General features: G+C 69.0%; 23 protein-coding genes. 5 read left to right on the plus strand and 18 right to left on the minus strand.

The window, feature by feature from the left end; genetic code table 11:
- Positions 1-46 precede the first annotated feature (46 nt).
- From OC550_RS12975 to dacB, 13 genes are all read right to left on the minus strand, one after another.
- Positions 47-964: a Rossmann-like and DUF2520 domain-containing protein gene (locus OC550_RS12975; protein ID WP_262106172.1), complete on the minus strand. Its 918-nt coding sequence runs from the start codon at positions 962-964 to the stop codon at positions 47-49.
- Entirely contained in the window at positions 951-2,507 is a 1,557-nt protein-coding gene (locus tag OC550_RS12980; protein WP_262106173.1) for a PH domain-containing protein, read from the minus strand. The genes OC550_RS12975 and OC550_RS12980 overlap by 14 nt, the downstream gene beginning before the upstream one ends.
- The gene (locus OC550_RS12985) at positions 2,504-3,016 is read right to left on the minus strand and encodes a PH domain-containing protein (RefSeq protein WP_262106174.1); all 513 of its coding nucleotides are present in this window, start codon (positions 3,014-3,016) and stop codon (positions 2,504-2,506) included. Before OC550_RS12985 ends, OC550_RS12980 begins: the two co-directional genes overlap by 4 nt.
- Positions 3,009-3,506: a DUF3180 domain-containing protein gene (locus OC550_RS12990; RefSeq protein ID WP_262106175.1), complete on the minus strand. Its 498-nt coding sequence runs from the start codon at positions 3,504-3,506 to the stop codon at positions 3,009-3,011. Before OC550_RS12990 ends, OC550_RS12985 begins: the two co-directional genes overlap by 8 nt.
- A 25-nt stretch (positions 3,507-3,531) precedes the next feature.
- On the minus strand, positions 3,532-4,023 hold the full coding sequence (folK, locus tag OC550_RS12995; protein ID WP_262106176.1) for a 2-amino-4-hydroxy-6-hydroxymethyldihydropteridine diphosphokinase: 492 nt from the start codon (positions 4,021-4,023) through the stop codon (positions 3,532-3,534).
- Positions 4,020-4,400, minus strand: a complete 381-nt coding sequence (folB, locus tag OC550_RS13000) for a dihydroneopterin aldolase (protein WP_262106177.1) — start codon at positions 4,398-4,400, stop codon at positions 4,020-4,022. The genes folK and folB overlap by 4 nt, the downstream gene beginning before the upstream one ends.
- A gap of 11 nt (positions 4,401-4,411) precedes the next feature.
- A complete protein-coding gene (gene folP, locus OC550_RS13005; protein ID WP_262106178.1) occupies positions 4,412-5,317 on the minus strand; it encodes a dihydropteroate synthase in 906 nt (301 codons plus the stop codon).
- 32 nt (positions 5,318-5,349) lie between these two features.
- Entirely contained in the window at positions 5,350-5,958 is a 609-nt protein-coding gene (gene folE / locus OC550_RS13010) for a GTP cyclohydrolase I FolE (protein ID WP_262106179.1), read from the minus strand.
- Between the two features lie 10 nt (positions 5,959-5,968).
- Complete coding sequence (gene ftsH, locus OC550_RS13015) at positions 5,969-8,041, minus strand: ATP-dependent zinc metalloprotease FtsH (RefSeq protein WP_262106180.1); 2,073 nt, start codon at positions 8,039-8,041, stop codon at positions 5,969-5,971.
- A 201-nt stretch (positions 8,042-8,242) separates the two neighbouring features.
- Positions 8,243-8,794, minus strand: coding sequence for a hypoxanthine phosphoribosyltransferase (gene hpt / locus OC550_RS13020; RefSeq protein WP_262106181.1), 552 nt, complete (start codon positions 8,792-8,794; stop codon positions 8,243-8,245).
- Between the two features lie 35 nt (positions 8,795-8,829).
- On the minus strand, positions 8,830-9,930 hold the full coding sequence (gene tilS / locus OC550_RS13025; protein ID WP_262106182.1) for a tRNA lysidine(34) synthetase TilS: 1,101 nt from the start codon (positions 9,928-9,930) through the stop codon (positions 8,830-8,832).
- Complete coding sequence (locus OC550_RS13030; RefSeq protein ID WP_262106183.1) at positions 9,927-11,090, minus strand: zinc-dependent metalloprotease; 1,164 nt, start codon at positions 11,088-11,090, stop codon at positions 9,927-9,929. The genes tilS and OC550_RS13030 overlap by 4 nt, the downstream gene beginning before the upstream one ends.
- Before the next feature lie 79 nt (positions 11,091-11,169).
- Positions 11,170-12,594: a D-alanyl-D-alanine carboxypeptidase/D-alanyl-D-alanine-endopeptidase gene (gene dacB, locus OC550_RS13035; RefSeq protein ID WP_262106184.1), complete on the minus strand. Its 1,425-nt coding sequence runs from the start codon at positions 12,592-12,594 to the stop codon at positions 11,170-11,172.
- Between the two features lie 191 nt (positions 12,595-12,785).
- Here dacB and OC550_RS13040 point away from each other — a divergent pair, with 191 nt between their 5' ends.
- The 3 genes from OC550_RS13040 to OC550_RS13050 all read left to right on the plus strand — a co-directional run bounded on the left by OC550_RS13040 (position 12,786) and on the right by OC550_RS13050 (position 14,587).
- On the plus strand, positions 12,786-13,355 hold the full coding sequence (locus OC550_RS13040) for an inorganic diphosphatase (RefSeq protein ID WP_262106185.1): 570 nt from the start codon (positions 12,786-12,788) through the stop codon (positions 13,353-13,355).
- Between the two features lie 123 nt (positions 13,356-13,478).
- The gene (locus OC550_RS13045) at positions 13,479-14,108 is read left to right on the plus strand and encodes a hypothetical protein (protein WP_262106186.1); all 630 of its coding nucleotides are present in this window, start codon (positions 13,479-13,481) and stop codon (positions 14,106-14,108) included.
- A gap of 53 nt (positions 14,109-14,161) precedes the next feature.
- Positions 14,162-14,587: a DUF1761 domain-containing protein gene (locus OC550_RS13050; RefSeq protein WP_262106187.1), complete on the plus strand. Its 426-nt coding sequence runs from the start codon at positions 14,162-14,164 to the stop codon at positions 14,585-14,587.
- A gap of 37 nt (positions 14,588-14,624) precedes the next feature.
- Here OC550_RS13050 and OC550_RS13055 read toward each other — a convergent pair whose 3' ends face one another.
- A complete protein-coding gene (locus OC550_RS13055) occupies positions 14,625-15,500 on the minus strand; it encodes an HAD family hydrolase (protein WP_262106188.1) in 876 nt (291 codons plus the stop codon).
- Between the two features lie 104 nt (positions 15,501-15,604).
- Positions 15,605-16,888: a serine--tRNA ligase gene (gene serS, locus OC550_RS13060; RefSeq protein WP_262106189.1), complete on the minus strand. Its 1,284-nt coding sequence runs from the start codon at positions 16,886-16,888 to the stop codon at positions 15,605-15,607.
- Between the two features lie 75 nt (positions 16,889-16,963).
- Between serS and OC550_RS13065 the strand changes: the two genes are divergently transcribed.
- Positions 16,964-18,067, plus strand: a complete 1,104-nt coding sequence (locus OC550_RS13065) for a diacylglycerol kinase family protein (RefSeq protein WP_262106190.1) — start codon at positions 16,964-16,966, stop codon at positions 18,065-18,067.
- A 75-nt stretch (positions 18,068-18,142) separates the two neighbouring features.
- On the opposite strand, the gene OC550_RS13070 is transcribed toward OC550_RS13065, so the two are convergent.
- The 3 genes from OC550_RS13070 to OC550_RS13080 form a co-directional block, all read right to left on the minus strand.
- Positions 18,143-18,472 (minus strand): hypothetical protein, encoded by a 330-nt coding sequence (locus OC550_RS13070; protein ID WP_262106191.1) that lies wholly within the window; start codon positions 18,470-18,472, stop codon positions 18,143-18,145.
- Positions 18,473-18,584: 112 nt separating this feature from the next.
- Positions 18,585-19,511: a prephenate dehydratase gene (gene pheA / locus OC550_RS13075; RefSeq protein WP_262106192.1), complete on the minus strand. Its 927-nt coding sequence runs from the start codon at positions 19,509-19,511 to the stop codon at positions 18,585-18,587.
- A complete protein-coding gene (locus OC550_RS13080; protein WP_262106193.1) occupies positions 19,511-19,837 on the minus strand; it encodes a rhodanese-like domain-containing protein in 327 nt (108 codons plus the stop codon). The genes pheA and OC550_RS13080 overlap by 1 nt, the downstream gene beginning before the upstream one ends.
- A 99-nt stretch (positions 19,838-19,936) precedes the next feature.
- Between OC550_RS13080 and OC550_RS13085 the strand changes: the two genes are divergently transcribed.
- Positions 19,937-20,680: a peptidase E gene (locus OC550_RS13085; RefSeq protein ID WP_262106194.1), complete on the plus strand. Its 744-nt coding sequence runs from the start codon at positions 19,937-19,939 to the stop codon at positions 20,678-20,680.
- Positions 20,681-20,688: the final 8 nt, after the last annotated feature.

Here is a 20,688-nt window from a genome sequence, read left to right on the forward strand (position 1 = left end):
GCGGCATTCAGTTCGGCATACGTGCGCGCTAGGACCGGTCTGCGGGTCACTGTTTCTCCTCCGGAGGGGTCTGGGGGTTGAGGATGTCGAGGATCTGCGCCGCCTGGCGTTCCTTCAGCCGCCCGCGGGCCAGCGCGCGCTTGGCAGTGGCCCGGGCCAGCTCTTCGTAGGTCTGGCGGATGTCCGTGCCGGCGTGCTCCAGCTCGTAGTCGAGCAGCGCCTGGCGGTGCGCCTGCACGGTGCCGGCATCGCCGCGGGCCACCGGACCGGTTAATGCCGCCTCGCCGGCGGCCAGCGCGTTCTCGAGGGAGGCCCGCATCAGGGCGCTGAGCAAACGGTCCGGCCGTTCCACCCCGGCGCTGCGCAGCAGCTGCGCCGACTGCGCCGCGATGGTGACCAAGTGGTTCGACGCGTGGGCGAGGGCCGCATGGTAGAGCGGCCGGTCCTGCTCCTCGATCACGATGGGTTCGCCGCCCATCTCCACGACCAGGGCCTGGGCGATCGGCAGCATCGTTGCCGGGGCGGTCACGCCGAAGGCGCAGTCGGTGAGCCGCGTCAGGTCCAGGCTCATGCCGGTGAACGTCATGGCCGGGTGGATGGCCAGGCCGATCGCGCCCTTCGCGCGGGCCGGCGCGAGCACGTCCACGCCGTGGCGTCCGGAGGTGTGCGCGATCAGCTGGCCCGGCTGCCAGGCGCCCGTCTCCGCCAGCCCGGCCACCAGCTCCGGCAGGGCATCGTCCGGCACGGCGAGCAGCACCAGCTCGGCCCGCTCGACAATGTCCGGGATTTCCAGCACCGGTACTCCAGGAAGCAGGAGTTCCGCCCGTTCGCGGCTGTCCTCCGACACGGCGGAAACACCGACGACGGCGTGTCCCGCGGCGCGCAGTGCGGCCCCGAGGACGGCGCCGACCTTGCCGGCTCCGATCACGCCGATGCCCAGTCGTCCCGGTCTAGTGCTGTTCATCCTGCTCCTGTCCGGCGAGGCCGACGGCTTGCTGGTCCGGCTGGCCAGGGTATTCCGGCCGGTGCTCGAGCCAGCGCTCGGGAAGGCTGTGCCGGCGGGCGGCCGCGGCCCGGGCGGCCTGTTCGTCGAAGAGCAGTCGGGCCGTCGCGATGTCCATCTGGTACACGACGGGCCTGACGGGTCCCATGGTGGTGTGCAGCTGCAGGTCCGCGACCCTGAGCCGACGGGCCAGCGGGCCCTGATGCAGCGCCATCGATTGGGTCCGCTCATGCGGCACCACGGCAAGGCTGCGCCAGAGCCGTCCCGAGCGGGCCAGCAGTGCCGTCCGCGTGACGGCGAAGCCGTTGCGGCGCCAAGTAAAGAAGGACAGCCACCGCGCCCGGCGCGGGGAGGTGACGAAGCCGCCGTCGTTATCCTTGCCTGCGAGGCCCGCGCCGAAGACGCCGAACGGATCTTCGGTGCCGGGGTCCGGCAGCACGAGGGCGAGCATCTGCATGACGTCCTCGCGACTGCCCACCGGCAGCAGCGTGGTGCGCGCGCCTGCGTTCTCCGCACTGACGCCGTACCCGGCCACGTTGACCTTGATCCGGTACCAGTCCTTGAACCGCCAGAGCAGCGGCTGCGTGACGGCGACGGCCTGGACGCGCCCGGGCGGGACGGTCTGCGCCCGGGTCTCCAGCAGGCCGTAGCGCAGCCGGATGCCGTCCGGGGAAACGGCGGCGCGGAAGTTGTAGGCCGTGGTGAACACGCTCCAGTAGCCGGCGAGCACGGCAATCAGACCGGGCACCAGGGCGGACAGGATCACGCTGCTGCTGCTCCAGTCCAGAGCGTGGCCCACGGCGAAGCCGGCGCCGATCACCACGACCATGATGGCGAGCGCGGCCGTTGATCCCGAAAGCAGCGCGGCACCGACGACCCGGGGGGCGGGAATCGCCAGCACCGGATGCTCCGGCGCCTCATGGATCTCGTCGGGATGCTCCGGATCGGTCTCCGCCCCGGAGGCCCGGGCCAGGATCGTGGCGCGCAGCTGCTGGGCCGAGGCGAGCGGAAGGTAGGCCAGCCGCACGGCCGATTCGCCGGCGTCGGCCACTTCGAACTTCAGTTCAGCCAGCCCGAAGATCCGCCCGAGCAGCGGCTGGATCACGTCGATGGCCTGCACCCGGTCCAGCCTCGCCTGGCGGTGCTGGCGGAACACGATGCCTGAGTTGACCCGCACGTGTTCCCGCGTGACCTGGTAGCGCGTGAACCACCAGGACAGCAGGAATCCGCCGACCAGCAGCAGCAGGACTCCGAGGAGGATGGCGCCGGCCACGAAGCCGCGGCCCTCGGCGAGCAGCCAGACCGGTTCGCCGCTGAAGATGGACTCGAACCAGTCGCGCCCGAAGAAGTAGGCGATGGCGGCCAGCGCCAGCCAGCCCCGCACCAGCGGCGAGATCGGATGGACCCGGTGCCAGCGGTCTTCGTGGTCCGGCACCAGCGGGACGTCACGGGTGGGACCGGACGACGCCGGGACCTCGGGTCCCGGTCCCAGCGGCTCGGTCACAGCCCGGCCAGCCTTGCCTGTCCTCGCGCGGATAACTGCTCGCGGAGGCGGGCGGCCTCCGCGGCTGGGACTCCCGGAATGGCCGCGTTGGTCTGCGGCGACGCGGTGTGCAGCTTCACCGAGGCGAGGCCGAAGGCGCGCTCCAGCGGCCCGACGGCGACGTCCACATACTGCATCCGGCCGTACGGCACCACCATGACGCGCTGGAAGAAGATGCCGCGGCGGATCAGCAGGTCCTCGTCCCGCTCGGCGTATCCGATGGCCCGCACCTGGCGCGGGATCAGCACGCCCATCCACAGGTTGACCAGCAGGGTACCCACGCTGAGGGTCCACGCCAGCCAGGCTGGAAAGCCCGGCCAGACGCCGACCAGCAGGAGCACCAGCGGCACGCTGGCCAGCGCGACGACGATGACGGCGCCGATCGCCCAGCCAATCAGCTGGACGGTGATGAACTTCGGCGAGATGCGGATCCAGCTGATGCCTTCCGGATCGATGGGCTCGCTACGCATACTCCCCCTCCCCCTCGGCCGACCGGCGCTCCCGCTCAGACGCCTCCGGGTCCTCGGGTGGCAGCTTGCAGAACCGCTCGACGACCAGGCCGACGACGACCATGACCAGGCCACCGCCCATCATAGCCAGCACCTGCAGGAACACCTCCGACGCGGGGCGGAAGGCAAGCAGTACCAGCTGGTCCACCAGGATCCCGGCGTGCCAGCCGAGCAGCAGGGAACCGGCGTAGGCGCAGGCCTGCGCGAGCACGAGGGTGCGGGCGGCGAGGATCGGGTCCAGCGGCTTCTCGCGTTTACCGTTGCGCCAGCTGCGCACCTTCAGGCCGAGGATCAGGGTAAAGAGGACGACGGCGGCCATCGTCGCCAGGGAGCTGAGGTGCAGGACGGGCACGGGGAGCCCGTTGCGAATGGTCAGCAGGTTCGTCAGCCAGCCCAGCACGCCGGCACAGAGGGCAATGATTGCCAGCCAGCTGTACTTGATGGTCCTCACAATCCCCGTGCCCCTTAGCTAGCTGTCAACGTCCCGGTTCGAAGGGCGCCAGACCGTCCAGGTCTTCGGCAGCCGCGGCCAGTTCTCCGACCGGCACCCCGCCCAAGGCGGCGTGCGAGTCCATCCAGGCCCACGGCTGGAGCACGAACGCCCGCTCGTGCGCCCTCGGATGCGGGATGGTCAGGGTCGGCTCATCCATGGTCAGATCCCCATACGTGATGATATCTACGTCCAGCGTACGCGGCCCCCAGCGCACTTCGCGCGTGCGGTGGTGCTTATTCTCGACCGCCTGGCAGTGCGCCAGCAGCTCGTGGGGTCCGAGGTCGGTTTCCACCTCGATCACCATGTTCAGGTAGTCCGGCTGGTCCGGGCCGCCCACGGACTTGGTCTGGACCACCGGCGAGACGGCGCAGAGGCGCACCCGCGGCGTGTCCACGAGGTCCGCCACCGCGTGGGAGAGGGTGTCGCTGCGTTCGCCGAGGTTGCTGCCCAGCGCCAGGACTGCTTTGACGCTCATGCCCGCTCCCGGAAGATCGTGATGGTGACGTCGCCGAAGGGCACCTCGATGGGAGCCTTGGGCTTGTGCACTGTTACTTCGACGGCCGCCACGGGGAAACCGGCGAGCACGTAGTCGGCGATCCGCTCGGCCAGGGTTTCGATCAGGTTGACCGGCTCGCCGGTGATGATCGCCTGGACGCCCTCGGCCAGGACGCCGTAGTTGGCCGTGTCGGCCAGATCATCGCTGGCGGCTGCCGCACGGATATCCGTGTGCAGGGCGACGTCCACGGTGAATGGTTGGCCGTCCCGGCGTTCATGGTCGAATACCCCGTGATAACCGACGGCGGTGATGCCGGAGAGCGCGATAATGTCCCTGCGGGCGGTTCCGGCTGCCATCGGCACCGCCCTTACCCTGCCCAGACGGACACAACCTTGACCGCGTCAAGGCTCGCACCGGCGTCGTGCACGCGCACGCCCCAGGCGCCGTTGGCCGCGGACAGGGCGGAAATCGCCAGGGTGGCATTGTCACGCTCCGCGGGCGCGGCGGCCTTGCCCGCTTCGGAGAGCAGGCTGCCCAGGAAGCGCTTGCGGGAGGCGGCGACCAGGACCTTGTGGCCGAGCTTGGTGAATTCAGGCAGGGCGCGCAGCAGGGCCCAGTTGTGCTCGCCGTTCTTCGAGAAGCCGAGGCCCGGATCCAGGATCAGCAGCTCCGGCGCCACTCCGGCCGCCACGAACTTGTCCCGCAGCTCGGTCAGCTCGGCAAGGACCTCGGCCACGACGTCGTCGTACTTGGCCTTCGGGTCATCGTGCCGGGCGTCGCCGCGGCTGTGCATGAGCACGTACGGCACCTTGCGCTCGGCGATCAGCGCCGGCATCTGCGGGTCATAAGTCATGCCGGAAACGTCGTTGATGATGCCGGCCCCGGCGTCCAGGGCCTTGGCCGCGGTGTCCACGTTCTTGGTATCCACGCTGATGAGTGCGCCCGCCTTCGCGAGGGCCTCGATGACCGGCAGGATCCGGGCCTGCTCCTCTTCCGGAGACACCGGCTGCGAGCCGGGTCGGGTGGACTCGCCGCCGATGTCGATGATGTCCGCCCCGCCGTACAGCAGCTTGAGGCCCTGCGCGATGGCTTTGTCCGCGGCGACGAACTGGCCGCCGTCGCTGAAGGAATCCGGCGTGACATTGAGGATCCCCATGACCACGCAGCGGTCCGTGGGCAGGTCCGCAAAGTTCTTGGGGCCGCGGGCCTTGCGCACCACGGGCAGCGGGGAAGTAGCCGGTCCCGTTCCGGGGACTGCAGCGAGTGAATCCATCAATCTCTACCGTTTCTGTTTCTTGGCCTTCGTCAGCGGCCGATGATCAGGCTCATGGCCTCGGCCCGTGTGGCCTGTTCCCGCAGTTGGCCGCGGACGGCCGAGGTGACGGTCCGGGCTCCGGGCTTGCGCACTCCGCGCATGGACATGCACATGTGCTCGCACTCGATCACGACGATGGCGCCCTTGGGCTCGAGGTGTTCCACGAGCGCCTCCACAATCTGGGTAGTGAGCCGTTCCTGCACCTGCGGCCGGCGGGCGTAGATCTCCACCAGCCGGGCCAGTTTGCTCAGCCCCGTCACCTTACCGTCATGCGACGGGATATAGCCAATGTGGGCGGAGCCGTGGAACGGCACCAGGTGGTGCTCGCACGTCGAGTAGAAGGGGATGTCCTTGACCAGCACCATCTCCTCGTGGTCGAGGTCGAAGGTGGTGGCGAGCAGGTCCGACGGATCCTGGTGCAGGCCGGCGAAGATCTCGGCGTAGGACCGGGCGACCCGCTTCGGGGTGTCCAGCAGGCCCTCGCGGTCCGGGTCCTCGCCGACCGCGATCAGGATCTCGCGGACGGCCTTCTCGATCCGCTGGAGGTCGATCGTAGCGTCGATTTCCAGCTCGGCAACAACGTCATCGTATTCGGTCACGAAAACGATCCTAGCCGCTGACTCCGCCGGGTCCCGCCCCCGGGGTGCCGGGACCGGGCACCGGGGGATTCTCCCCGGGCAGCTGCGGGGTGCCGGGCTCCGGGTCCACGATTACCGAGGAGTGGCCCTCTTCCTCGTCACTGCCGTTCCGCCGTGCCGCGGCCTCGGCGCGCTCCTTCGGGCTTACCACCGGCGGAATGTCGTGGACCGGCCGGGTCTCCTTGGAGAGCCAGACGTCGCGGTATTCGCGCTTGCGGATGTCCGCGAAGACCTCCGCGATCTCGCGCTGGTTCAGCGTCTCGCGTTCCAGCAGTGCCAGGGCCAGGCGGTCCAGCACGTCGCGGTTCTCGGTCAGGACGGCGTAGGCCTCGTCGTGGGCGGTGTCGATCAGCCGGCGCACTTCCTCGTCCACCACGAAGGCGACGTGGTCCGAGTAGTTGCGCTCGTGCGACATGTCGCGGCCCAGGAACGGCTCGCCGCCACCCTGGCCGAGCTTGACCGCGCCGACGCGTTCGCTCATGCCGTACTGGGTGACCATCTTGCGGGCCGTGCCGGTGGCCTTCTCGATGTCGTTCGAGGCGCCGGTGGAGGGGTCGTGGAAGACGATCTCCTCCGCGACGCGGCCGCCCATGGCGTAGGCCAGCTGGTCCAGCAGTTCGTTGCGGGTCACCGAGTACTTGTCATCCTCGGGGACCACCATGGTGTAGCCCAGGGCCCGGCCGCGCGGGAGGATGGTGACCTTGGTGACCGGGGCGGTGTAGCGCAGGGCCGCGGCGACCAGGGCGTGGCCGCCCTCGTGGTAGGCCGTGATCTTCCGCTCATGTTCCTTCATCACGCGGGAGCGCTTCTGCGGACCGGCCATCACGCGGTCGATCGCCTCGTCCAGGGCGCGGTCGTCGATCAGCTGGGCGTTGGAGCGCGCGGTCAGCAGCGCGGCCTCGTTCAGCACGTTGGCCAGGTCCGCGCCGGTGAAACCGGGGGCGCGCTTGGCCAGGGCACGGAGGTCGACATCCGGAGCCATCGGCTTGCCGGCGGCGTGGACCTGCAGGATCTGGTGCCGGCCGTCGAGGTCCGGCGCCTCCACCGCGATCTGGCGGTCGAAGCGGCCCGGACGCAGCAGCGCGGGGTCCAGGACGTCCGGGCGGTTGGTAGCGGCAATCAGGATGACGTTGGTCTTGACGTCGAAGCCATCCATTTCGACGAGCAGCTGATTCAGCGTCTGCTCGCGCTCGTCATTGCCGCCACCGACACCGGCGCCGCGGTGGCGGCCGACGGCGTCGATCTCGTCAACGAAGATGATGGCCGGTGCGTTGTTCTTGGCCTGCTCGAACAGGTCGCGGACGCGGGACGCGCCGACGCCGACGAACATTTCGACGAAGTCCGAACCGGAAATCGAGTAGAACGGCACTCCCGCCTCGCCCGCAACGGCGCGGGCCAGCAGAGTCTTGCCGGTGCCGGGAGGGCCGTACAGCAGAACGCCCTTGGGGATCTTGGCGCCGAGCGCCTGGAACTTGCCGGGCTCCTGCAGGAATTCCTTGATCTCGTGCAGTTCCTCGACGGCCTCGTCCGTGCCGGCCACGTCCGCGAAGGTGACCTGGGGCATGTCCTTGGAGATCAGCTTGGCCTTGGACTTGCCGAACTGCATGACCTTGGAGCCGCCGCCCTGCATGCGCGAGAGCAGGAACCAGAAGATCAGGCCGATGATCAGGATGGGCAGGATCAGGCTGACGAAGCTCATGAACCAGTTGTTCTCCACAGGCTGGTCCGTGAAGGTATCAACCTTGGAGGCGTTGATGGCCTGCACGATGTCCGGACCGCGGTCCGTGCTGTAGAAGAAGGTGATGCTGCGGCCCTTGTTGACGTCGTCCTGGACGAAGTCATCGCGCAGGGTCAGCTCGACGCTCTGGGCACCGTCGTTAATCCGCGCCTGCTCCGCCTTGTTCTCGCGGAGCAACTGCAGGCCGACGCTCGTGTCCACGCGCTCGGACTGCGGGCCGGCGAGGTTCGGCACGGCGATCAGCAGGATGGCCAGAACCAGCACGATCCAAATGATCGGCCCCTTGAAAATGTTCTTCAATTTCATGCGACTAAGGGCACTGGGCCCGTCCCTCCTGCTGTTCTGCGCGTGGTGTGACGCGTCTAGCTATACACCCGTCCGAGGTGAATCACGCACGGCGGGGAAGAATAGTTCCCTCTCGGCGTACAAGCAAGCATTTGCCCGCGTTTCGCCTGCCGTTGTTTTCCCTAAGGCTCCCGATGGCCTTCGCCGGGGTTCCCCGGGGTCCTACTCGTAGACGTGCGGCGCCAGCGTGCCGATGAAGTCCAGGTTGCGGTATCTCTCCGCGAAGTCCAGCCCGTAGCCGACCACGAATTCGTTGGGGATCTCGTAGCCGACGTACTTCACGTCGATCTCGACCTTGGCGGCATCCGGCTTGCGCAGCAAGGTGCAGATTTCCACCGACGCCGGTCCGCGCGAGAGGAGGTTGGTCTTCAGCCAGGACAGGGTCAGGCCGGAATCGATGATGTCCTCGACGATGAGCACGTGCTTGCCCATCAGGTCCGTCTCCAGGTCCTTCAGGATCCGGACCACGCCGGAGGACTGGGTGCCGGAGCCGTAGGAGGACACGGCCATCCAGTCCATCTTGACGTGGCTGTGCAGGGCGCGCGCCAGGTCAGCCATGACCATGACCGCACCCTTGAGCACCCCGACGATCAGCAGGTCGCGGCCCTCATAGTCCTTGTCGATCTGCGCGGCGAGTTCGCCGACGCGCTGCTGGATCTGTTCCTTGGTGTAGAGGACGTGCTTGAGGTCAGCCTGGACGTCGTTCGAATCCACCGGATACTCCCATTACTAAGATGTGGTGACACTGGCTAGGGGCCAGTTGCTCTAAAAACAAGATTGCCATAGCCGCGCTCGTCTTGTGCAAACTTGCCGCCGCGAACCTTGCGGTACACGTTGACTTTGCCGGCCAGCTGCACCGGTCCGGCCGACCCCTTCCGCCGCAGCAGCGCTTCCGCCGCGAGCAGCCTTTCATAGCTCGGGTTCTCCCCGCCGAGCTGGGCTGCGGCACGCGCGATGACCCGCTGCTTCATCGCTTCCGGCAGGACCGCCAGCCCCTCCCGGTCCAGTTCGATGCCGGATTCGGTCACGGTGTGCAACCGCTGGTACTCCCGCTCCGCGAGCTCCTCGAGGCAGTCGGCGTCCTGGCGCAGGATCCGCCCGGTCCGCCAGAGCGCCTCGGCGACGCCGGGGCCCAGCCGGTCTTCCAGGAAGGGCAGCACCTCGGTCCGGACCCTAGAGCGCAGGAACTTCGGGTCCCGGTTGGTGGGATCGTGCCACGGTTCGAGTCCCGCCAGGGCGCAGAGCTCCTCGGTGTCACGGCGGCGCAGGCCCAGGAAGGGGCGCAGGTACTTGCCGCGGCGGGCCGGCATGCCGGCGAGGGACCGCGTTCCCGAACCGCGGCCGAGGCCGAGCAGCACCTGTTCGGCCTGGTCATCGAGGGTGTGCCCGAGCAGGACGGCCGCCGCGCCGGCCTCCTCGGCCGCCCGGTCCAGGGCCTCGTAGCGCGCCGTGCGGGCCGCAGCCTCGGGGCCCATGCCCGGCCGATCGACCTCCACCCGGCGCACCAGCACGGGATCCAGTCCCAGCGCGCTCGCCTGGGAGGCAGCCCGGCGGGCAATGTCCGCGCTCCCCGGCTGCAATCCGTGGTCAACGACGACGGCGCCCACCCGCCACAGCTGTGTCCCGTCCCGCAGGGGGCGGGCGAAGTAGGCGGCCACCGCCGCCAGCGCCAGCGAATCGGGGCCGCCGCTGCATGCCACGAGCAGCAGCGGCGGGGCAGGCCGCTCAGCCTGGTCCGCTTCCTGTGGCTCCAGCAGTTCCAGGGCCGAGCGGATGTGGTTGCGCGCGGTGCCGACCAGCGGGTGGAGCCGCGGCCTGCGCCGGGGAGCCTCCGTAGCGGCACCGCTCATGGGCGGCTTTGGTCCATGCGGCTGATCCAGCGGTCCGGGTTGTGGATCTCATCCTCGGTCGGCAGGTTCTCCTCGCGCTGCCAGACCTGGTTGAAGCCCTCCATGCCGATCTGGTCCACCACCGCCCGGACGAACCTGGCGCCGTCCGTGTACTGGCGGGCCTTCGCGTCCAGCCCGAGCAGCCGGCGTATCAGGTTCTCGACCGCGCCCCTGCTCTTGCTGCGGGCGTTGAAGCGCTGCCGGATGGTCTTGACCGTGGGGACGACGGAGGAATCCACCGCGTCCATCACCACGTTGGCATGGCCCTCAAGCAGGCTCATGACGGCGGTCAGGTGCGAGAAGATGGCCTTGTCCTCGGGATCCTGGAAGAGGTCGATGAGGGTGCCCGCACCGCCGGCGACCACCGCGCTGTCCGGGCTGCCGGCGTCGTTCCTGGCCCCCTGCAGCGCGTCCTTGCCGCCGGCCACCACGGCCCGCGCCGCCTGCTGCAGCCGCTCGGCGAAAGTGTCCGCCTTGGCCACCAGCCCGGAGGACAGCAGGCCGATCTGCTGCATCATATGGTCGCGCAGCCACGGAGCCGCGGCGAACTGCACCCGGTGCGTCTGCTCGTGCAGGCAGACCCAGAGCCGGAAGTCCGCAGGCTCCACGTTCAGTTCCTGCTCCACGGAGATCACGTTCGGCGCCACGAGCAGCAGCCGCCCGCCCGCAGGCCCGCCGGGCAGCAGCGCGCAGAAGGGATCGTACTGGCCGAGCACTTTGCTGGAGAGGAAGGACAGGATCGCCCCCATCTGCGTGCCGGTCAGCGTGCTGCCGACGGAGGTGGCGGCGCTCTTGAGCTGTTCGGGCTTCTTGCGCGCCAGCTCTTCCAGTGCCGGCTGCAGCAGTGCCTCGAAGCTGCGGGCGTTGGCCTTGGACCATTCCGCGCGGTCCACCACCAGCACCTGGGAGTCGCGCAGGTCACGGGCGGCGTCCAGGCCGGTGATCCGGTGCACGTGCTCCACCGATACGTCCGCCAGTTCGCGCAGGTTGGCGACGGCGGCACGGATCTGCGCGGCGGAAAGTTTGGGTCCCGCCGGCGTCAGCTTGGCCGCGGTGGTAGCGGCCAGCTCCCAGTTGACCAGCCGGGGCGGATTTTCGGATACGGACGCAGGAGTCTCCATGCACCCCATCAGATCACAGGAAGGCCGCCGCGGTCACCGGCCGTTCGCCCAGCGGTGAACCATTCCCCGGCGGGCATCCTTACCGGCAGCCGCAGCCCGCCAGGACGGCGGCGGCGCGGTCCAGGGCCTCCCGGGCGGGCTCGGCGGGACCCTGCAGGCCGTTGGCCACGAAGGCGAAAACGAACATATGCCCTTCGGGAGATACTGCGTAGCCGCCCAGCGACGTCACCGCGTTGAGCGTCCCGGTCTTGGCCCTGACCAGCCCCGCGCCCGCCGCGGCTTCCCCGGTGAACCTCTGGCTCAGGGTCCCGTTCAGTCCCGCGACCGGCAGGCCGTCCAGCGCGGCCCGGAGATCCGGGTTCTCTCCGTTCGTGATCTCCCGGACGACGGCGGCGATCTGGGCGGCGGAGACCCGGTCGCCCAGCGAGAGGCCGGAGGCGTCCGTGATCAGCAGCCCGTCCATCGGAATCTCCAGCTGGCCCAGCGCCTCCTTGATGGCCTCGGTGCCGCCGCCGAAGGAGCCGGGCTTGCCGCTCGCCAGCGCCAGGTTGCGCGCCATGACTTCCGCGACGTAGTTGTCCGAATGCAGCAGCAGGTAGTTGGCCTGCGCGGCCACCGTCGCGGACTCGACGGCGGCCAGCACCGGAGCCTGCTCGGTGGCGCGGCCGCGCACCACGTCCGGGGCGACCTCGATGCCGCGGTCGGCCACGGCGTCGGCCAACGCGTCCCGGAAGGCGGCCGCGGCGGCCAGCGCAGGATCCGCCGCGTATGCGCCCGTGCCGTCGGCGCGCTCCCGCCCGCCATTGAGGGCCAGGGCGTGGACCGGCCCGATCTCGCCGGCCTGGACGTCCTCGGGCGCCCACGCCGGGCTGATGGCCGGACCGGCGAACAGCGAATCATCCAGCTGCACCGTGAGATCGCCGCTGTATTCACCCATGTCGATCTGTTTCGCCGCAGCCGCGGCCAGGGTCTTTAGTCCGGCCCGCCCGCGAACCTCGCCCGGCTGGGATTCCCCCGCGCCGAGCAGGGCGTCGCCCCCGCCGCGCAGCACAACGGCACCGGGCGAACTGCCGCGGACGACCTCGGTGCTGAAGCGCGTGTCCGCCCCCATCGTGGAGAGGGCGGCGGCAGCGGTCAGCAGCTTCATGTTGGACGCCGGGATCCGGGGTTCGGAGCCTCCGCGGTCGTAGACCACTTTCCCGGTGGACGCCTCGGTGACGATTGCCGTCACGTCTCCCTCGCCGTCGTACTCCAGCGCCCCATCCAGCGCCTTGTCGAGCGCCTTCGCGTCAACGGCCGGCGCCGCCGGGCGGTCCGGCGCGAGGAGCGGCGCCGCGGAGAGCGCGCGCGGCTCCTGCTGGGCGGACGGCGTGCTGATCACCGGCTGCGGGCCGGCCTGCGGCCATTCGACGGCTCGCGCCAGGTTCAGCCCGAGGGGCACGGCGAGCACGGCAAACGCGGCCGCCAGCAGCAGCGAAGTGAGCGCACGCCACCTACGGCCCATTGATCCCCTCCCCCCGGCTTCCCGCAAGACAAACCAGCACCCCTGCGTCGGTTCGCCGTAGCACAGCAAGGCCAAATGACGGACCGCTGCTTGGGGAGCTATATCGTTAAGCCTAGACCGGCGCGGCACCACGGACCGTCCACCGCGCCCACGCCTTTACAGCAATGTCACCGTATTCCAAGGAGCCTGCCATGCAGCACGATGTGACGATCGAAATCCCCAAGGGATCACGCGTCAAGTACGAGATCGACCACGAGACCCACCGCCTGCGGCTGGACCGGGTGCTCTTCACCTCGATGCAGTACCCCACCCACTATGGCTACTTCGAGGACACCCTCGGCGAGGACGGGGATCCGCTGGACGCCCTGGTCATGCTGCAGGACTTCGACCTGCTGCCGGGCGTGCTGGTCGAGTCCCGCCCGATCGCCGTCTTCAACATGACGGACGACGGCGGCGGCGACGCCAAGGTCCTGTGCGTCCCGGCCGACAAGCGTTTCGACCACATCCAGGAGCTCTCCGACGTGCCGGAGTTCCTGGTCAAGGAGATCGAGCACTTCTTCACCCGCTACAAGGACCTGGAGCCGGGCAAGTGGGTCAAGGCGGAGGGCTGGTCCGACCGCGCCGCCGCAGAGGCCGAGCTCGAGGCGTCCATCAAGCGCTTCGCCGCGCTGGGCGAGGAGTCCGCGGCTGACGAGCCGCAGGGCCGCGACGTGGACGGCGGAACCGCCGCTGGCAGCGAGGCGCAGGGCCGCACGCTCTAACGGCAGAACAACGACGACGGCGGTCCGGGCCAGCGAGCCCGGGCCGCCTTTCGTTTTCCTCCACACGCGCGGACAACAACCGAAATCAGTTGATTGGGCCCGGGCGTTGGTCATACTGGTGGCATGTACGTGCTGACCATCAACCAGCGTGATTCGCGGGAAGTCGGCGACCTTGTGCCGGAGCTGACCAAGGCGCTGCGGCACCTGCCCGCCGCGATCGGCTTCCAGCGCTCCGTCGGGGATGAAGCGATCGGCGTCGTCGAGGACGCGAAGACGGCGATCGATGCCGCGCTGATCGCGCTGCGGAACCGGCGCTGGCACGTGGGGATCGGCGTTGGCGAAATCCACCAGCCGTTGCCGGAGGAGATCGGCCAGGCCGAGGGTTTCGGCCTGGTCTACGCCCGGCGCGCAGTGGACCGGGCCCGGAAGACCGGCGAACGGGTCCCGCTGGCCGTCGAGGGCCCCGACGCCGAGGTGGCCGCCGAGGCCGAGGCCGTGCTCCGGCTGATCGGCCAGATTGTCGCCACCCGCACCGAGGCGGAGTGGAAGGTGCTGGACCTGCTGACCCCCGGCGCGCGCGGCCAGCAGAAGCTGATCGCCGAGGTCCTGGGCATCACGACCCAGGCCGTCAGCAAGGCCGTGGTCCGCTCGCACTGGGCCGAGGAGTGGGCCTGCCGCCCGGCCGCCGCCCGCCTGCTGGACCTGGTCTACGGACCGAAGTCGCTGCCCCCGGCGGCGCTGCCGTACCGCTGATCCGCCCCCTCGTCTAGACTCCGACACAGGTCCCACAAGGCAAGGAGTTGGTAATGGTTCCCGAAATCAACGTCTGGGCGGTGGTGGTCGCGGCCGTCTCCACGATGGTGGTCGGCTCCATCTGGTACATGCCCAAGGTCTTCGGCAACTACTGGATGAAGACCGCCAACGTCTCCCCGGGCGGCGCCAAGGATGCCGTCCGGCCGATCATCCTGACGCTGATCGTGAGCTTCGTCAGCGCCTGGGTGCTGGCGGGCGCAGCCGCTATCGCCCAGAACTTCTACGGCGGCAGTTTCCTGTGGAACTCCGTGCTGACCGCGCTGATCCTGTGGGGCGGCTTCACGGCAGCCCGGTTCATCACCCACGACGCCTTCGAGGGCCGTCCCGCCGGCCTGACCGTGCTGAACTGCGCCCACGAACTCGTAACGTTCCTGGTCATGGCGCTGGTCATCGGCCTGTTCGGCATCAGCACCGCCTAGCCAAAGCGGGCAGGCGGCACCGAGGGCAGGCCCGGCGCTACGCCACCAGGCTGCGCAGCACCGGGACGGCGCCGTCTTCTTCCACGGTGCCGGTAACCTCATGGGCGACGGCGGCGACCTCCTCGGGCGCCTGCCCCATGGCGATCGCGCGGGCGGCCCAGTCGAGCATCTCGATGTCGTTCCGGCCGTCCCCCATGGCCACTGTCTGGGCAGGGTCGATCTCCAGCTTGCGGCGCAGGGTTTCGAGGGCGCTGGCCTTGGTCACGCCGTTGGCGGCGATGTCGAGCCACGCCGTCCAGCCGACGGAGTAGGTGACCCCGTGCAGGCCGGCCTCGTCGATGGCTTCCTTGAATTCCTCGGGCGTGTTCTCGGTGCTGAACACGACAACGCGGACCGCGGTGGCTTCAAGCATGGTTTCGAAATCCACGCCGTCCGCCTCGACGCCGAAGCTGGGGTCCTGGAAGCGCTCGGTGGAGAGGAAGCTGCCCTCGTCGTCTTCCAGCGCGAACTTTGCCGTGGGCAGCTTGCTCCGCAGCGCCCGGAGCGCCGGTCCGGGGTTGAAGGTCACGCGGTCGATCACCTCGTAGCCGTCCTCGAGGCCGGCATCGACCCGCAGGGTCACGGCGCCGTTCGAGCAGACGGCGTAGCCCTTGGTCAGGCCGATCAGCTCGATGATGGGCAGCGTGGCCCCAAGCGACCGGCCGGTGGAGACGACGACTTCGTGGCCCGCGTCCACCACGGACTGTGCGGCCTCGCGTACGGCCGGGCTCATGTGCCCGTCATGGTTCACCAGGGTTCCGTCCACGTCCAGCGCCACCAGGCGGCGCTCTTCGGTCGAAATCCGGGCGGGGCGGTTTCCTTCTGCTTGCCGGTCTTCGCTGCCGGCAGTTGCTTTATCAGCTGTAGTTGTCATGGATCAAGTGAACCAGACGCACCCTACGGCAGGGTAGGGAATGGGTCACACTGCGTGAACCCTCGGTGAACCCTGGCCATACCGGAAACCCGCCCCGCCCGGCCCTACTTGAGGACCGGGATCACTTCCAGGCCGCCCAGGTACGGGCGGAGCGCGGCCGGCACGGTGACCGAACCGTCGGCGTTCTGGTGGTGCTCCAGGATCGCGACGATCCAGCGCGTGGTCGCCAGGGTGCCGTTGAGCGTGGCAACCGTACGCGTGCCCTTCTTCTCCTCGCCGCTCAACCGCTCGCGCACGTTCAGGCGGCGGGCCTGGAAGGTCGTGCAGTTGGAGGTAGAGGTCAGCTCCCGGTAGGCGTTCTGCGTCGGGACCCAGGCCTCGCAGTCGTACTTGCGGGCGGCGGAGGTTCCCAGGTCGCCGGCAGCCGTGTGGATCACGCGGTAGGGCAGCTCGGCCTTGGCGAGCATTTCCTCCTCCCAGGCGAGCAGCCGCTCGTGCTCCTTGGCGGCCTCCTCGACCGTGGTGTAGGTGAACATCTCCACCTTGTTGAACTGGTGGACGCGGATGATGCCGCGGGTGTCCTTGCCGTGCGAACCGGCCTCACGCCGGTAGCAGGACGACCAGCCGGCGTAGCGCAGCGGGCCGCCGGAAAGGTCGAGGATCTCGTCGGCGTGGTAGCCGGCGAGCGGGACCTCGGAGGTGCCCACGAGGTAGAGGTCGTCGTCCGCCAAACGGTAGATCTCGGCGTCGTGCGCCACATCGAAGCCCGTGCCCTGCATCGTCTCGGGACGCACCAGGGTCGGCGTGATCATGGGGGTGAAGCCGGCGGCCACCGCCTGGTCCATCGCCATATTCAGCAGGGCCAGTTCCAGCCGGGCGCCCATGCCCTTGAGGAAATAGAAGCGGGCGCCGGACACCTTGGCGCCGCGTTCCATGTCGATGGCGCCGATCAGCTCGCCGATCTCCAGGTGGTCCCGCGGCTCGAAGCCGTCGCCGGAGAAATCGCGCGGCGTCCCTACCGTCTTGATGACCTCGAAGTCGTCCTCGCCTCCTGCGGGCACGCCCTCCTCGACCACGTTGGGGATGCTGCGGACCAAGGCGTCCTGGGTTGCCTGGGCGGCCTCGGAATCGGCCTGCGCCGCCTTGACCGAAGCGGCCAGCTCCTTCACTTCGGCGAGCAGGGCCTGCTTTTCTTCGCCTTTGGCCTGTGCGACCCTCTTGCCGAAGGCGTTCTGCTCGGCGCGCAGGGACTCGTAGCGCGTGATGGCTTCGCGCCGGGACGCATCCGCCGACACGATGGCATCGATCAGGGACTCATCGGCGCCGCGGGCTCGCTGCGACGCTCGGAAAACCTCGGGATTGGCGCGGAGTTCATTGACATCGATCACCTGCTAAGGGTACCGAACAACCGCCGCCGAGCGGCGAGCAAGGCGGACAGTTGCGGCCGCTATCCTAGGAGCATCATGGACACCCAGTGGATGATCGGCCTCGTCGTCGTGATTGCGGTAGTGGTCATTCTCGCCAGCTGGCTCGGTGCGCGCCGCCTGGCCCCGGGCTCCTCCAAGGTGCTCCCGGCGCCACCGGAGGACGGAGGCAGCACCCCGCAGAAGGTCGCCTTCATCCTCAATCCGATCAAGAACTCGGCCGACGCCGCGCGCACAAAACTGGGCGAGGCCTGCCGGGCGGCCGGGTGGCCGGAGCCGCTCATCCTGGAAACCACCATGGAGGACCCGGGCCACTCGCAGACCCGGCGCGCGCTCGACGCGGGGGCCGACGTCGTCCTGGCCGGCGGCGGGGACGGCACCGTCCGGGTCGTCACCGGCGAACTGGCCGGGACGGACGTTCCGTTCGGCCTTGTTCCGCTCGGCACCGGCAACCTGCTCGCCCGCAACCTCGGCATGGACCCGGGCAACCTGGAGGCCAACATCGCCACCGCGCTGCACGGGCAGGCCCGGCGCATCGACACGGCCACCATCACCCTGGAGAACTCGCGGACCGGGACGAGCACGCAGGACACGTTCCTGGTGATCGCGGGCATCGGACTGGACGCGCAGGTACTCGCCGACACCAAGGACGACCTCAAGAGGAAGTTCGGCTGGCTCGCCTACTCGGAGGCGGGCGTCCGCAACCTCCCGGGCAAGCGCAAGAAGGTCCGGATCAGCATCGACGACGGCCCGGCGCACACCGTGAGCATCCGCAGCATCCTGTTCGCCAACTGCGGCAAGCTGCCCGCCGGCATCGACTTCATTCCGGAAGCCAACATCGACGACGGCGAACTCGACATCGTGGTGATGAGCCCGCGCAACACTTTCGGCTGGGTCCGTATCGCCGCGAAGACCCTGCTTCGGCACAGCCTTCCGATTCCGGTCATCGAATTCCACCGCGGCCGCAAGGTCCGGGTCATCGCGCATGAACCGATGGGCACCCAGCTGGACGGCGACCTCTCCGGCGACGTCACCTCGCTCACCGTGGAGGTGCAGCCCGGGGCGCTGGCGGTGCGGGTCCATCCGGGTACGCTCGAGGCCATCCAGGCGACCGCCTACCCGTACGAAGCCGAAGAGTTCTAGGTCCCTTTTAGCGGCGGCAGCCCCGGGCCGCCCCCGAAGGGACCCGGGGCTGCCGTCCGGCTGGCGCGGGAGGTCTCAGGTGTCCTGCCCGCCGAGGTTGTAGGGATCGTCGCTGGCGTCGGCCTCGTTCGTGTTGCGCAGTTCGTCGCCGGGAACGTCCGTAGCGGCGCGCTCCTCGTCCAGCCCGGGAACGTCCTCGAGGCGGTCGTCCAGGCCTTCGCCCTGGGGCTCCGGGAATTCGCCGTGGCTCTGCTGTTTGATCAGCTCCTGCTCCTCCGCGAACCGCAGGTCGTTGCCCAGGTCGCCCGCATCGCCCGAGCGGGACTCGCTGGCCGTCTGCTGGAGCTGCTCGTCGTAGTGCTCCTCGCGGCCATCATCGCTGACATCATCTTTGCGATCGGTCATCATGCACCCTTCCGTTCGGTTGCTCGGGGTCAGTAATGATCAGCCTACTGAGCAACGGAGCTGGATGTAAGTCCGCGGCGGGAACGGGCTCAACGAGCGGGGACGTCGCCGGCTAGGCAGGCTCGAGAAGCCGTGCCACCCATTCATGCGCCTTGCGGAATGCTTCGTCCTCGTTGTCCGCGGGAACGCCCGAACCGCGCCGGTCCGCCCGGGGAAAGGAGCCGAGGAACCGCAGGCCGGGACTGAGCCTGTGCAAGCCGCGCACGGCATCGGCCACGCGCTCCTCCGCGAGGTGCCCGTCGATATCGATGCTGAAGAAGTAGTCCCCCAGGAACTGGCCCGTGGGGCGGGATTCGATCCGGCTGAGGTTGACGCCGCGGCTGGCGAACTGCTCCAGGATGCCCATGAGCGCGCCCGGATGGTCCTCGGACAGCGGCACGACCAGCGTCGTCTTGTCCGACCCGGTCGGTGCGGGCAGGGCCCCGGGGAGCCCGACCAGGATGAAGCGCGTGACGGCATCCTCGACGTCGCCGATGTCCTCGGCCAGAACGTTCAGTCCGCGCTGCTCCGCGACGAGCGGCGCACAGATGGCGGCGTCATACGGGCAGTTGGCATCCAGCAGGCCGACTGCGGCAGCCGCGGTGGACGAGGCCGGCAGATATTCCGCGTCGGGAATATTGCCGCTGCTCCACTGCCTGCACTGGGCCCAGGCGTGCGAATGCGTTGAAACGCGCCTGATGTCTGAGAGCCCCAGCCCCGGCTTGGCGCCGATGACGAAGCGGATGGGCACGAGCTGCTCCCCCAGAATCATCAGCGGCCCGCCGGTGGCGATCGCGTCGAGGGTGGCGCTTACCCCGCCTTCCACCGAGTTCTCGATGGGAACCATGGCGGCCGCGGCACGCCCGGCCCGCACCAGTTCGAGGGCCGAGTCCACGCTGCCGGCCGGGAGCCGTTCCGCGTCCTCCGCACCCGCGACCTGTAGCAGCGCCGCCTCGGTGAAGGTCCCCTCGGGGCCCAGATAGGTGTAGGTCGAGCCCATTATTTGACCGTGGGCTCCAGTCCGTTGTCCGCCACCATCGGCTTGCCGGCTTCCAGCCAGGCACCCATGCCGCCGGAGACATTCATGGCGGAGTAGCCGTTCCCCACGAGCCACTGGGCGACGCGGAAGGAGCGGCCGCCGCTGCGGCAGATGACGTAGACGTCCTCGTCCGGATCCAGCTCTTCGACCCGTTCGGGCAGGTCGTTCATCGGGATGTGCAGGGCGCCCTCGATGTGCCCGGCTTCCCATTCGTAGTCTTCGCGGACGTCGAGCACCTTGGCCTCGGCGCCGATGCTTTCCACGTCCACGTTCTCGATCTCGGTCATGGAGTCCCTCCGCAACATCCCAGATTAGGCTGGCGATCTGCCGCCGCCTCCAGCCTATAGTGGGAGCACGCCCTGCACCTTACGAAGACAGAGGTACCGATGGCTGCCGACCACCCCACGATCCTCGCCACGTCCGGTGGCTACAAGTCCGGGGGACGCACCCGACTGGAGTTCAACCACCTGGTCCACCATGCCGTGGAGCTCTCCGGCTCCACCGGCCGCGCCCCGCGGATCACGCATCTCGGCACCGCCGGCGGGGACCAGCGCTGGTATGCCGCGGAACTGGACGAGGCGGCCCGGGTCTCCGGGTTCGACCTCTCGCACCTGAACCTGTTCAGTATGCCCAACCTCGACGACATGGAAGGGCACCTGCTGGAGCAGGACGTGGTCTGGGTCAACGGAGGATCCGTGGCCAACCTGCTCGCGGTCTGGCGGGTCCACGGGCTGGATCGGATCTTCCGCCGGGTCTGGGAGGCCGGAGTCGTCCTGGCCGGCGTCTCGGCGGGCTCGATCTGCTGGTTCCGCGGCGGCACCACGGATTCCTTCGGGCCCGAGCTGCGCGCCGTCACGAACGGCCTGGCGCTGCTGCCCTACGACAACGGCGTCCACTACGACTCCGAGCCCCGCCGCCGGCCCCTCGTCCACCGGCTCGTGGCGGACGGTACCTTGGGCGAAACGCACTGCACGGACGACGGCGTCGGGCTGGTGTACCGGGGCACCGTCCTCGCCGAGGCGGTCACCGAGGTTCCTGGCAAGCTGGCCTACCGCGTGACGGCGAAGGCCGGAGACGGTCCCGAGGCCGTGGCGCACGAGGAGCCGATCGAGGCCCGGTATCTGGGCTAGCAACGAAA

Source organism: Arthrobacter sp. Marseille-P9274 (assembly GCF_946892675.1).
In the GTDB taxonomy this organism is placed as follows: Bacteria; Actinomycetota; Actinomycetes; order Actinomycetales; family Micrococcaceae; genus Crystallibacter.

Coding starts and splice junctions, on each gene's coding strand:
- OC550_RS12975 (WP_262106172.1), bottom strand. CDS start 964: ATGAACAGCACTAGACCGGGACGACTGGGCATCGGCGTGATCGGAGCC.
- OC550_RS12985 (WP_262106174.1), bottom strand. CDS start 3,016: ATGCGTAGCGAGCCCATCGATCCGGAAGGCATCAGCTGGATCCGCATC.
- folK (WP_262106176.1), bottom strand. CDS start 4,023: ATGAGCGTCAAAGCAGTCCTGGCGCTGGGCAGCAACCTCGGCGAACGC.
- folB (WP_262106177.1), bottom strand. CDS start 4,400: ATGGCAGCCGGAACCGCCCGCAGGGACATTATCGCGCTCTCCGGCATC.
- folP (WP_262106178.1), bottom strand. CDS start 5,317: ATGGATTCACTCGCTGCAGTCCCCGGAACGGGACCGGCTACTTCCCCG.
- ftsH (WP_262106180.1), bottom strand. CDS start 8,041: ATGAAATTGAAGAACATTTTCAAGGGGCCGATCATTTGGATCGTGCTG.
- tilS (WP_262106182.1), bottom strand. CDS start 9,930: ATGAGCGGTGCCGCTACGGAGGCTCCCCGGCGCAGGCCGCGGCTCCAC.
- OC550_RS13030 (WP_262106183.1), bottom strand. CDS start 11,090: ATGGAGACTCCTGCGTCCGTATCCGAAAATCCGCCCCGGCTGGTCAAC.
- dacB (WP_262106184.1), bottom strand. CDS start 12,594: ATGGGCCGTAGGTGGCGTGCGCTCACTTCGCTGCTGCTGGCGGCCGCG.
- OC550_RS13040 (WP_262106185.1), top strand. CDS start 12,786: ATGCAGCACGATGTGACGATCGAAATCCCCAAGGGATCACGCGTCAAG.
- OC550_RS13045 (WP_262106186.1), top strand. CDS start 13,479: ATGTACGTGCTGACCATCAACCAGCGTGATTCGCGGGAAGTCGGCGAC.
- OC550_RS13050 (WP_262106187.1), top strand. CDS start 14,162: ATGGTTCCCGAAATCAACGTCTGGGCGGTGGTGGTCGCGGCCGTCTCC.
- OC550_RS13055 (WP_262106188.1), bottom strand. CDS start 15,500: ATGACAACTACAGCTGATAAAGCAACTGCCGGCAGCGAAGACCGGCAA.
- OC550_RS13065 (WP_262106190.1), top strand. CDS start 16,964: ATGGACACCCAGTGGATGATCGGCCTCGTCGTCGTGATTGCGGTAGTG.
- OC550_RS13070 (WP_262106191.1), bottom strand. CDS start 18,472: ATGACCGATCGCAAAGATGATGTCAGCGATGATGGCCGCGAGGAGCAC.
- pheA (WP_262106192.1), bottom strand. CDS start 19,511: ATGGGCTCGACCTACACCTATCTGGGCCCCGAGGGGACCTTCACCGAG.
- OC550_RS13080 (WP_262106193.1), bottom strand. CDS start 19,837: ATGACCGAGATCGAGAACGTGGACGTGGAAAGCATCGGCGCCGAGGCC.
- OC550_RS13085 (WP_262106194.1), top strand. CDS start 19,937: ATGGCTGCCGACCACCCCACGATCCTCGCCACGTCCGGTGGCTACAAG.